Annotated in this window: 10 protein-coding genes, 1 tRNA gene and 1 pseudogene; 11 read left to right on the forward strand and 1 reads right to left on the reverse strand. The window is 59.2% G+C overall.

The window, feature by feature from the left end:
* A pseudogene (locus ABYO54_RS07775) lies at positions 1-288 on the forward strand (hypothetical protein); the annotation flags it as partial.
* 60 nt (positions 289-348) lie between these two features.
* Positions 349-1,302 carry a helix-turn-helix transcriptional regulator gene (locus tag ABYO54_RS07780; RefSeq protein ID WP_372807685.1) on the forward strand — a complete coding sequence of 318 codons (954 nt, stop codon included), beginning with the start codon at positions 349-351 and terminating at the stop codon, positions 1,300-1,302.
* A 267-nt stretch (positions 1,303-1,569) separates the two neighbouring features.
* On the opposite strand, the gene ABYO54_RS07785 is transcribed toward ABYO54_RS07780, so the two are convergent.
* Positions 1,570-1,646: transfer RNA gene (locus ABYO54_RS07785), tRNA-Met, on the reverse strand.
* 197 nt (positions 1,647-1,843) lie between these two features.
* Here ABYO54_RS07785 and ABYO54_RS07790 point away from each other — a divergent pair.
* From ABYO54_RS07790 to ABYO54_RS07830, 9 genes are all read left to right on the forward strand, one after another.
* The gene (locus tag ABYO54_RS07790) at positions 1,844-2,563 is read left to right on the forward strand and encodes a DUF975 family protein (protein ID WP_372807686.1); all 720 of its coding nucleotides are present in this window, start codon (positions 1,844-1,846) and stop codon (positions 2,561-2,563) included.
* Positions 2,564-2,634: 71 nt separating this feature from the next.
* Positions 2,635-3,792: a tRNA guanosine(34) transglycosylase Tgt gene (gene tgt, locus ABYO54_RS07795; RefSeq protein WP_372807687.1), complete on the forward strand. Its 1,158-nt coding sequence runs from the start codon at positions 2,635-2,637 to the stop codon at positions 3,790-3,792.
* Complete coding sequence (gene yajC, locus ABYO54_RS07800; RefSeq protein WP_372807688.1) at positions 3,793-4,146, forward strand: preprotein translocase subunit YajC; 354 nt, start codon at positions 3,793-3,795, stop codon at positions 4,144-4,146. It begins immediately after the preceding gene.
* Positions 4,147-4,161: 15 nt separating this feature from the next.
* Positions 4,162-6,651: a protein translocase subunit SecD gene (gene secD, locus ABYO54_RS07805; protein ID WP_372807689.1), complete on the forward strand. Its 2,490-nt coding sequence runs from the start codon at positions 4,162-4,164 to the stop codon at positions 6,649-6,651.
* Between the two features lie 63 nt (positions 6,652-6,714).
* Positions 6,715-7,959 carry a cation diffusion facilitator family transporter gene (locus ABYO54_RS07810; protein ID WP_372807690.1) on the forward strand — a complete coding sequence of 415 codons (1,245 nt, stop codon included), beginning with the start codon at positions 6,715-6,717 and terminating at the stop codon, positions 7,957-7,959.
* A 121-nt stretch (positions 7,960-8,080) separates the two neighbouring features.
* Positions 8,081-8,431 (forward strand): Hpt domain-containing protein, encoded by a 351-nt coding sequence (locus tag ABYO54_RS07815; RefSeq protein WP_372807691.1) that lies wholly within the window; start codon positions 8,081-8,083, stop codon positions 8,429-8,431.
* An 8-nt stretch (positions 8,432-8,439) separates the two neighbouring features.
* Positions 8,440-10,080, forward strand: a complete 1,641-nt coding sequence (locus ABYO54_RS07820) for a response regulator (RefSeq protein ID WP_372807692.1) — start codon at positions 8,440-8,442, stop codon at positions 10,078-10,080.
* Positions 10,080-10,814: a sugar transferase gene (locus ABYO54_RS07825; RefSeq protein ID WP_372807693.1), complete on the forward strand. Its 735-nt coding sequence runs from the start codon at positions 10,080-10,082 to the stop codon at positions 10,812-10,814. The genes ABYO54_RS07820 and ABYO54_RS07825 overlap by 1 nt, the downstream gene beginning before the upstream one ends.
* Positions 10,815-10,826: 12 nt before the next feature.
* On the forward strand, positions 10,827-10,999 hold a 173-nt coding region (locus tag ABYO54_RS07830), incomplete at its 3' end, for an STAS domain-containing protein (protein WP_372807694.1).

Raw genomic sequence — 10,999 nt, forward strand, 5'->3', positions numbered from 1 at the left:
GAGGCCGCCATGCGCCGCTTTGCTTTCAAGGTGAAGTTCCTGCCGCTTACCCCGGACGGTATGCTGCGACTCTACCGGCAATATTTCGCCGCAATCAAGGAGCCCCTCGTTCCTGAGGTTGCGTCCCGGTTGTCCGGTATCCACAACATCTGTCCCGGCGACATTAAGGCGGTTTGGCAGCGCTCCCGGTTCCTTGGCAATAATCTGACCCATTGCAATGTGGTTCAGGAATTGAAAAAAGAAGTGGCTTTCAAACGAGGTGCGAATAGAGGGCCAATGGGATTTTAGTGTCGGACATTATTCGTCCTACCGGTTGATTTATCTTTGTCGTATGCCTAGGCTAGGGGCATGAATAGATCTAAGACGCAGATGCGGCGGTTGATGGAGCTCGATGTCTTAATGCGCCGAGGGGAATATCCCAACTGCTCCTCCTTTGCCCGAAAGTGGGAGGTTTCACCCAAAACGATACAGCGCGATATCGAATACATGAAATACCAGCTAGGCGCTCCCATTGAATACGATGCCCTTAAGCGCGGGTTTTGCTACACCGATGAATTCTTCATGCTTCCGTCCATTGCGATGAACGAGGGGGAGTTGACGGCCTTGGTCATCGGCTCCCGCGCACTGGAGCAGTATCGCGGAACTCCCATTGCTGCCAAACTGGAATCGGTACTCGAAAAACTCTCGGATGTTTTACCTGATTCAATTTCGCTGAATCCTGCTGAGCTTTTTTCGAGATTCTCCTTTTCTGCTCCGCCGTCGATGCCGATCAAACCCGATGTGTGGGAAATCGTTGTAACCGGCCTGCTGTCGCGCCGCCGGCTGGATATCATCTATCAGGGGAAGAAGTCAGTCATTAGTCCATTGCACATGGCCAACCTGCAGGGTGCCTGGTATCTGTTCGTCCGCTTCTATGACTATGAGAACTTTCGCCAACTCTCCCTCGGGCGCATCGAAAAGGCCCGTTTGCTCAAGGAGCCAGTTAATGATGCCGGGTTTGACGCCCAGAGATTTCTGGGAAACACGCTCTATCGTTTTGCCGGTGACAACGAGCCGTTTGCAGTAAAACTGGTTTTTGATGCCGAGATTGCCGAACAGGTGCTTGAGCAGCAGTGGCATCCCAATCAAAAAACCAAGGTGCTGGAAGACGGTGGAGTGGAGCTGGAATTCAGCGCCAAAGGCGATGTCGAAGTTAAACGGTGGATCATGGCCTGGGGCCGCTACTGCACGGTCAAGTCGCCCAAATGGGTACGGGAGATGATCGATGATGAAGTCGATGCAATGTATGAAGCCCGCCGCTAGGGGCCAGTCGGGGTAGTGGTGGGTTTTTGTAGGACGCACCCGAGGATCGTTGATCTTGATCTGACACGAGCCCTTCGGGGCGCCCACCTGAAGGGCTACATCGTTCAAATTCCTGGGGATGTGTTGGTGGTGCGTTTGTTAATGTGTTTGTAATCGGGCGCCATTTTACGGGGTTCTTCAAATTGTAACTTTAGTTCCTTCAACGCCATCGGATTTCGCGAAAGGTGCATAAAAAAAGGCCGGAACGAATGTTCCGGCCTTTAAAGTTGGTAGCGGGGCTTGGATTTGAACCAAGGACCTTCAGGTTATGAGCCTGACGAGCTACCGGGCTGCTCTACCCCGCAATCTTTCTCGTGAAGAGGCCAAGCAACCTAGCGGATTCTTTTTTCCATACAAGGAGTTTCTCGCGTTTTTTTTGGTTTGCCCTGTTTTGGGACGGGAACCATGGCGGTTGGGCATGCCGACCTTGCCGTATCTTCCGGCTTGGTTTAGGGGATGGATTGGGGCAATATTCGCCCCTTAATTTTTGAAGGGGAAAACCATGGCTGGTTTGGATGGGATGTTGTCAGGCGATGTGTTGCCGCCCCTGGATGCGGGCGGCGGCGGTTTCGGCACCTCGAATAAGGAGTTGATGGTCGAGGCGAGAGATTCGCTGAAGGGAAACTGGGGCCTGGCGATGCTGGGCTATTTGCTCTATTCCCTGCTGGTTGCGAGTTTTTATGCCTTTGTTGCCTCGACGGCGTTCTTTGTCTGGATGAGCGGTTCGGCGGGCGGTGCCCATGGGGCGGCGGCGACCTCCGCCCTGTATTTTTCGGTTTCGGTCATCGAACTGCTCGTTTCGGGGGCCTTTCTGGTGGGCTTCATGGGCTTCTTTCTTGGGATTGCCCAGGAAAACGAGGCCCGGATGGAGCTGCTGTTTCTGGGGTTCCGCCGTTTCTGGAAAGCATTCACCTGCTATTTCTTTGTGGGGCTCTTTGTTTTTCTGTGGTCGTTGTTGCTGGTCATTCCGGGGCTGATCGCGGTGTTCCGCTATTCCATGGCCTATTTCATTATCGCCGATGACGAGGATTGCGGGCCGCTCGAGGCCATCGGCCGAAGCAAGGAGATGATGAAGGGCAACAAATGGAAGCTCTTTTGTCTCCACTGGCGCTTTTTCGGCTGGGCGCTGTTCGCGACGGTCTTCACGTTCGGCATTGGCTATTTCTGGCTGATCCCCTACATGCTGACCTCTTTCGCGAAGTTTTATGAAGACGTGAAGTAACCGATGCCGGCGCAGGGGCTCGAGCCGACGGCGCCGCCGAATGAATCGTAAAAAGAAACACTATAAATTCTATGACTAAAACTGTTGGAACATTCGAACTGCACCGCACGGACGCCACGAGCAAGGCCCGGCGGGGCACCTTCCATACGGCGCACGGCAAGGTCGAAACGCCCGTATTCATGCCCGTCGGCACGCAGGCGACCGTCAAGGGCATGTCGCCGCTGGAAATGCATGATCTCGATTGCGAAATCCTGCTGGGCAACACCTACCACCTCAACGACCGCCCCGGCCCCGACCTGATCCATCAACTCGGCGGCCTGCACCAATTCATGGGCTGGGACCGCGCCATCCTTACCGACAGCGGCGGCTACCAGGTTTTCAGTCTGGGTTCCATGAACAAGATCACCGACGAGGGCGTCTCGTTCCAGTCGCATTCCGATGGCCGCAAGCACTTCATCGGGCCGAAGGAATCGATGGAAATCCAGCGCAAGCTCGGTTCCGATATCGCCATGGTTTTCGACGAATGTCCGCCCTATCCCTGTGAAAAGGATTACGCTTGCAAAGCGGTACGCAGAACCCTAGATTGGGCGGCTATTTGCAGGGAAGCGCCCCGGGCGGATGGCCAGTTGGTTTTCGGCATTGCGCAGGGCAGTGTTTTTCCGGAATTGCGCGAAGAGTGCGCCACGGCGCTCGTCGGGATGGATTTCGACGGCTATGCCATTGGCGGCGTGAGCGTGGGGGAGCCCGATGAGCTGATCATTCGCGGGGTGGAAGACACGGTCGACCACTTGCCGCAGGAGAAGCCGCGCTACCTGATGGGTGTTGGAGAGATGGCCCAGATGGTGGAGTCGGTCGCGCGCGGAGTCGATATGTTCGACTGCGTGATGCCCACGCGGCAGGCGCGCAACGGAACGGTTTCGACGCGCCGCGGACGCTACCCTGTGAAAGCGGCCCTCTATAAAGAGGATACCCGCCCGTTGGAGGAAGGTTGCACCTGCTATGCGTGCCGCAATTTTACGCGCGCCTATGTGCGCCACCTGCTCAACGTCGGCGAGATTCTCGGGCTGCGGTTGGTGACGATGCACAATTTGCATTGCTATTTGGAATTTATGAGAGAGATGAGAACGGCGATAGAGGAGGGGAGATTCAACGAATTCCGCACGGAATTCCACTCCGGCTATCGCGTGGTACTTGAGGATCACGCTTTAAACGTAAAGGAGAACAACTAGATGTATCTACTACCCTTAACCCTCGCCGAAGCTGCGCCGGCCGCAACGGATTCTGCCGGGGGCTCGCAGTTCCAATTCATTGGAATGATGGCGATCATGTTTGCCATCATGTATTTCCTGATGATCCGTCCCCAGAAGCGCCGTGAAAAGGAGCGCAAAGAGATGATCGCCAGCGTCAAGAGCGGCGCACGCGTCCTGCTCACCAGCGGCATCATTGGCGAAGTCGTCAACGTCAAGGAATCCACGTTGATCATCCGCATCGCCGAAAGCACCAAGGTCGAAGTGGTTCGCGCCGCAATTTCACAGATTCTCGAAAAGGGCGAAACCCCGACCGAAATCGAAGGCTCCAAGTAAGAAAGGTTTACCGCAATGGATAAGAACAAACTTTGGAAGTGGCTCCTTCTTGGGGTTCTCGTAATTTGGTCGCTGACCCTGGCGTTCCCGCCGTTCGATAAATACGACGACGAGGGCAACCTCGTTACGCGCGGCAAGATCGTGCTCGGGCTCGACCTCAAGGGCGGTTCCAGCTTCGTGGTCGAAGTCGACGCCGACGACGTCGCCCGGAAAATGGTGGAGTCGGACGACAAGATCAAGAGCGTTGAGCAAATCAGCGACTCGAAGCTGCTTGAGCAGATCAAGCGCGTGCGCGAAATCGCCGTCGAGGTGATCCGCAACCGTATCGACGTTCTCGGCACCGCCGAGCCGGAAATCTATCCGGAAGGCGACACCCGCATCGTGGTGCGTCTGCCGGGCGCCGACTCGCAGACCCGCGCCGAAGCCAAGGCCCAGATGTCGCGCGACGCCGTACTCAGCTTCAAGCTCGTCCACACCGAAAGCGAAGCCTGGGTGGCGGAACTGGTTGGCCAAGGGCAGATCCCGCAGGGCTTCAAAATGGCCGGGTCGGATCAGTCCGGCCCCTTCTTCGTCCGCGATCGCTCCGCGCTCTCCGATGAAAAGCTCAACCGCGACTACTTCAAGCGCCTCGAACGCTTCGGCTCCAAGAGCGCCGACTACATGCTGATGGAAGACCGTCACCAGGACGATTCCGTCATCTATCGTCCGCGCTTCATCGAACGCCGTCGCCAGCTGGGCGGCGACACCGTCGTCAATGCCAGCGTCTCCCCGAACCAGATGACCGGCGCGCCGGAAATCACCCTCGAGTTCGATAGCCAAGGCGCCAAGGAATTCGGCCGCATCACCGAGGCCAACGTCGGGCGCCAGCTCGCGATCATCCTCGACGATACGCTCTATTCCGCGCCCAACCTGCGCGAAGCCATTTATGGCGGCCGCGCCTCGATCTCCGGCAGCTTCACCATCACCGAGGCCCGCAAGCTGGCCAACGTGCTGAAGGCGGGCGCGCTTCCGGGCCGCGTCAAGATCGTCGAAGAGCGCACCGTTGCCCCGACGCTTGGGCAGGACTCGATCGACAGCGGCATGATGGCCATCATCTGGGGCGGCCTCGCCGTGCTGGTGTTCATGGCGGTCTACTACATGGTGCCGGGCCTCATCGCCAACCTTTCGCTGGTCTTCATGCTGATTCTGTTGCCCGTGGGCATGGTGGTTTCCGCCGGCTTCCTGGGCGTGGTTTCCGGAACATTGGAAGGCTCCGCCGTTTCGTTGCCGACGCTGACGCTCTACGGGATTGCGGGTATCGTGCTGACGGTCGGTATGGCCGTTGATGCGAACGTGCTGACCTTCGAGCGCATGCGCGAAGAATGGAAGGTCGGCAAGTCGATTTCCGGTTCCATCAACGCGGGCTACAACAAGGCGTTCAGCACCATCCTCGACGCCAACGTAACCACGTTGCTGACGGCCGCCATCCTCTTCTGGCAAGGCTCCGGCCCGATCCGCGGGTTCGCGATCACCCTGAGCGCCGGTATTCTGGTGAGCATGTTCATCGTCCTCATCATGACCCGACTCTTCTTCAATACGATGGCCGATGCCGGCATCCTGAAGTCGATCAAGATGATGTCGATCCCGTTCCTGCAGAACGCCAACTTCAACTTCCTTGGCGGCCGCAAGTTCGCCGCGGTGCTTTCGATCGCGGTCATCGTGCTCTCCTGGATCTTCTTCTTCACGAAGGGCGACGCCAACTTCGGCGTGGACTTCACGGGCGGTACCGTGACCACCTTCAAGTTCGAGCAGGAGCAACCGCTCGAAACCGTCCGTTCGACGCTCGATGCGGCCGGCTTCGGTTCCGCGTCGCTCACGCCGATGACTGCCGGCGGCGAGTTCTTCCTCGACATGAAGCTCAAGGAGATGGAAGGCGCCGAAATCCAGGCCCAGGACGCCGTAATGGTCCTCGATGGAAACCCCGAGATCATCAAGACCGACAGCGTCGGTTCCCAGATCGGTTCCGAACTGAAGAAGAAGGGCATCGCGGCCATCGTCTTCGCCCTGATCGGAATCATCATCTACATCTCGCTCCGGTTCGAGTTTGCCTTCGCCATGGGCGCGATCATCGCGCTGGCGCATGACGTACTGATCACGGTCGGCATCTACTGCGCGCTCGGCTACGAACTCAGCATGCCGATCATTGCGGCGCTGCTGACCATCGTCGGCTACTCGGTCAACGACACCATCGTGGTGTTCGACCGCATCCGCGAGGACCTCAAGCTGGAGAAGGGCAAGTCCTATCAGGAAATCGCCAACCTCTCCATCAACCAGACCCTCAGCCGTACGGTGCTGACGTCGCTCACCACCTTGCTGACCGTGGTCATGTTGCTGGTCTTCGGCGGCGGTGCCGTCAAGGACTTCGCGCTGGCGCTGTTCATCGGTATTCTGGTCGGTACCTACTCCTCGATCTTCGTCGCCACCCCGGTGGTTCTGCTGTGGCACAAGGAGGAAAAGGTTAAGTAGACTTCCAGTACTTAATTAGTCTATCTTGACGGGCGTTCCAGTTAATGGGACGCCCTTTTCATTATGAAGAATTCAAACCACAGACTGCCGTTTCCCCTCATGAACTTCCTGGTGCGCCGGGTTCTTGTTGCCGAGCTGCCGGCCGACAGCCACGACAACCGCACGCGCCTCGGCATGCTGGCGGGCTGGACGAGCGCCGTCTTGAGCGCCTTGATGGCGGCGGCCAAGTTTGGGCTCGGGATGGTTTCGGGGTCGGTCTCGATGATTGCCGATGCCACCAACAACCTGACCGACATGGGCAGCTCGCTCGTGATCGCCCTCGGCTTCCAGTGGTCGCGCAAGCCGCGCGACGAGGACCATCCCTTCGGCCACGGACGCATCGAAGCGGTCGCGACGCTGGTGCTGGCGATCGCGCTGATCCTCGTCGGCGCCGAAGTGGCGAAGTCGGGAATCGTGCGGATCTTCAACCCGCAACCGATCGAAGCCCCGGCCTGGTTGCTGGTCGGCGTGGGCATCACGGTCGTGGTCAAAACCTGGATGGCGCTCTTCGCCCGCCAACTGGCCCGCCTTTCGAAATCGCAGGTGCTCGAAGCCGATGCGTGGAACCATACGTTTGATATCGTCTGCACCCTGATGGTCGTTATTGCCTTGGTCAGTTCGAAGATGGGGTGGGGCGCGGTCGATGGCTGGACCGCGGTCGGCGTCGCGATTTTCATTCTCTACACGGGCGTTTCCTATGCCCGCGACGCCATCGACATTCTGCTGGGCCAGAAGCCCGACTCCGCCGAGGTCCGGGCCATCCACGATGCGGTGGTCGACGTCGATGGCGTGATGAGCGTGCACGAAATCATGGTGCACCACTATGGCGACGTGAAGATGGTTTCGTTCCATATCGAGGTGGATGCCGGCATGAGTCTGGTGGAGGCCCACCTGGTTTCCGAACGGGCCGAAGATGCCGTGGAACACCATTTCAAATGGCGTGCGCTGGCGCATCTCGATCCGGTCGACCGCACCCATCCGCTGTTCGAGGAGTTGAACCGGGCCCTGCACCGCTATATCGAAAGCGAACCCTGCATGGTCGACGTCCACGACCTGCGCGCCGAGGGCGATGCCCCGCCGTACCGCATTTCGTTCGACCTCGTGACCGACATGGAAACCAAACGCAGTTGCTACGACGAACTCTATCGGCGCAGTCTGGCCGCCATGCAACAGGCGTTCGGCGGGCGGATCGACCATGTCGAGATCGGCATCGAGGCCGCCATCGAAAGCGCCCCCATGGCCCGCCGAAAATTCGACCTTCCGGCGTAGCGCGGCGGGCCGCGCGGTGCCCGTTTGGTTCGGGAAATTGATGGACTGCGGATTTGCGTCCCATCCGAATGCTGTTATCATTTAACCTCGTTCAATGACTTAGTGAAATCGGAGGTAAAGGATGGCGAATATTCTTGGTAGTACCGCGTGGGTTGCGGAGTTGATTCCGGGACTGGAGTCGCGGATCGAGCAATTCGTGGTGGATACGGACGAGGTGGACGATGAACTGGTCGAGGTTTTTGTCGAGGAAATCCGCCGGTTGACCGCCGATCTGCAGGAGGGACTCGCGAAGTCCGACCGGGAAATGGTCCGCATGGCGGCCCACTCGATCAAGGGCATGGGCGGCACGCTGGGGCTCCCGGAAATTTCCGTGCTCGGCCTGGAGATCGAAAACCTGGCCAAAGACGATCGGCTGCCCGATGCGCAGCCGCTGGTGGATGCGCTTGCCAAGTGGATGGAATCCTTGGGCTAGGCCAACGCATGTTTTCGCTCGTGCCCAAGAACCCATTGGAGCAAACCACCTCGCGCCTGATGCAGAGTCTCTCTGGGCGGGTGCTGGTGGTGGACGATGAGTTGCCGAACCGCCTCTACATGCGAAAGCTGCTGGAAGCGCGCGGATGCGAGGTGATCGATGCCGATGACGGGGTGTCCGCGCTTTCGATGGCGGTCCGGAAGCAACCCGATTTGATTCTGGTTGATGTCATGATGCCGGAGATGGATGGGTTCGAGCTGTGCGGCCTGTTGCGCGACGAGCCGCGCACGTCGGATATCCCGGTGATCATGGTGACGGCGAAGTCGAAGATCGAAGACATCGAGACCGGGTTCGAACTGGGGGCGATGGATTACATCCGCAAGCCGTTCAACCCGCGCGAGCTGGTGCTGCGCGTCGGCAATGCGCTGGCGCTCAAGCAAAGCAACGACGAACTCAAAAAGTGGAACGACCGCGTAGCCCGCGACCTGGAACTCGCCGGCAGCATCCAGCGCTCGCTCTTTTCCGATATCCCCCATTTTTCACACCGTTTCGAGGTGCGGATCGCCTACCGCCCCTGCATGGACGTCGGCGGCGACGCGTTCGACATCATTTCCCTGCCGGATGGCAAGCATTGCGTCTATGTGGCCGATGTCTCCGGCCACGGGGTTGCGCCCGCGATGATCGCCTCGTTGCTGAAGGCGGCCGCCAGCGAGATGATCCACCGCTATGCCGATCAAGGCCCGGCCGCGGTGTGCAACGCGCTGAACATGGTGATTCGCCGCCGCATCGACAATCCGTCCTACTATGCCACCATGTTCATGGCCATCCATGATCCCGAAACGCTCAAGTGGCGCTGCATGAACTGCGGCCATCCCTGTCCCGTCTTCATCCGCAACGGCGTGCCGGTGGATACGGCCGTGTTCGCCGTGCGCGGCGGCGCCCCGATCGGCTTCCCGTTCGGTCCCGAACGCCCCTACGGGCCCGGCGACGAAATCGTCATCCGCGACGAAGGCAACTCCTACCTGCTGCTCTATACCGACGGGTTGCTCGAAGCGCGGCACCGCGTCACCGGCGAGGATTCCGGCGAAATCATCCAGGAGGTCTATACCGAGGTGGTGGGCCAGCCCGAGACGCCGAACAAGGCCAATGAGCTGCTCGAACGCATCGCCGCAAGAAACTACGACATCGATGCCGACGACTGCACCGCGATCTCGATCCAGATGCTCGATCCGCTCAAGATCGTGATCGAACAAGCCGTGCCGCGGAACATCTATCTCGTCTCCGATCTCGCCCGGCAGTCCGAATCCGCGGTGATGTCGCTGGGCATCTCGGCGGACACGGCCGCGATGGTGCGCCTTTTGGTGATGGAACTCGGGGCCAACCTCGTCGACCACGGCGGCTTGGGCGAAGACGATTCGTTCTGGGTCCAGTTGCGCATCGATGGGCGGGTCTGTCAGCTGGTGATCCGCGACGAAGGAACCGAGTGGGATCTGGAGGAGGCGTTGCACCGCGAGCTCGACGAAGCCTACATGGGCGAACGCGGCCGCGGACTGGCAATCACCAACGCCATTGCCGACCGCATTGAACGCTACCGCGTGCAGACGCAGAACCTGACCTATTGCTCGATTATCGATGGGGAGGACAATTAATGGATCGCCAGGTCTACAAGGCCCGCCGTGAAATGTTCGCCCGCATGGACATCCCCGTCACCAAGGCGGATGTCCAGATCCTGAAGCTGAAACAGCGTTTCCGGCTGGTCTTCTGGGAAGGGATGCTGCGCAGCCTGTTGCTGGTCAAGCGCACCCTCGACATTGTCGTGAGCATCGCCGCCATCGTGCTGCTGGCGCCGTTATTCGTTTTGGCGGCGGTCTGCATTCTGGTCGAAGACGGCTTCCCGGTCATCTATACCCAGAAGCGCGTCGGCCTCAACGGGCAGGTGTTCCGCATTCACAAATTCCGTTCCATGGTCCGCGGGGCCGATGCGTTGCAACTCGAACTGCGCCAGCGCAACGGCATGGGCGAACACGTGACCTTCAAGCTCAAGGACGATCCGCGCCTGCTCAAGTGCGGCCGCTTTTTGCGCCGGTCGAGCATCGACGAGCTTCCGCAGTTCTTCAACGTGCTCGTCGGCGACCTCTCGCTGGTGGGCCCGCGCCCGCCGCTGCCGGAGGAGGTGAAGGCCTATACGCTCGAAGACCGCAAGCGCCTGCACGTCAAGCCCGGCCTGACCTGCCTCTGGCAGATCGGCGGTCGCGCCGACCTTCCGTTCAGCGAGCAGGTCGGCCTCGACATGCAGTACATTCAGAGCCAGAGTATCTTCAAAGACATCGTCATCATGCTTAAAACCATCCCCGCCGTGCTGTTCGGCCGCGGGGCATACTAGGGAGGATTCGAAATGCAGGTAACGTTTTCAAAGGACCGCGGCATCGGCGTGGTGCGGGTCGGCAAGGCGCTGACCGCCGCCACGGTCGATGCGTTCCGCGACCAACTCGCCGACTGGCAGGAGGTGGAGCCGGGCGTGAAAAACTATGTCGTCGATCTCGAAATGGTCGATTTCCTGGACTCGGC

Origin of the sequence: Pontiella sp. (assembly GCF_041622395.1) — a bacterium.
GTDB lineage: Bacteria > Verrucomicrobiota > Kiritimatiellia > Kiritimatiellales > Pontiellaceae > Pontiella.

Excerpts from the sequence above, each read along its gene's own strand:
- ABYO54_RS07780 (WP_372807685.1), top strand. The coding sequence starts at position 349 with ATGAATAGATCTAAGACGCAGATGCGGCGGTTGATGGAGCTCGATGTC.
- ABYO54_RS07790 (WP_372807686.1), top strand. The coding sequence starts at position 1,844 with ATGGCTGGTTTGGATGGGATGTTGTCAGGCGATGTGTTGCCGCCCCTG.
- tgt (WP_372807687.1), top strand. The coding sequence starts at position 2,635 with ATGACTAAAACTGTTGGAACATTCGAACTGCACCGCACGGACGCCACG.
- yajC (WP_372807688.1), top strand. The coding sequence starts at position 3,793 with ATGTATCTACTACCCTTAACCCTCGCCGAAGCTGCGCCGGCCGCAACG.
- secD (WP_372807689.1), top strand. The coding sequence starts at position 4,162 with ATGGATAAGAACAAACTTTGGAAGTGGCTCCTTCTTGGGGTTCTCGTA.
- ABYO54_RS07810 (WP_372807690.1), top strand. The coding sequence starts at position 6,715 with ATGAAGAATTCAAACCACAGACTGCCGTTTCCCCTCATGAACTTCCTG.
- ABYO54_RS07815 (WP_372807691.1), top strand. The coding sequence starts at position 8,081 with ATGGCGAATATTCTTGGTAGTACCGCGTGGGTTGCGGAGTTGATTCCG.
- ABYO54_RS07820 (WP_372807692.1), top strand. The coding sequence starts at position 8,440 with ATGTTTTCGCTCGTGCCCAAGAACCCATTGGAGCAAACCACCTCGCGC.
- ABYO54_RS07825 (WP_372807693.1), top strand. The coding sequence starts at position 10,080 with ATGGATCGCCAGGTCTACAAGGCCCGCCGTGAAATGTTCGCCCGCATG.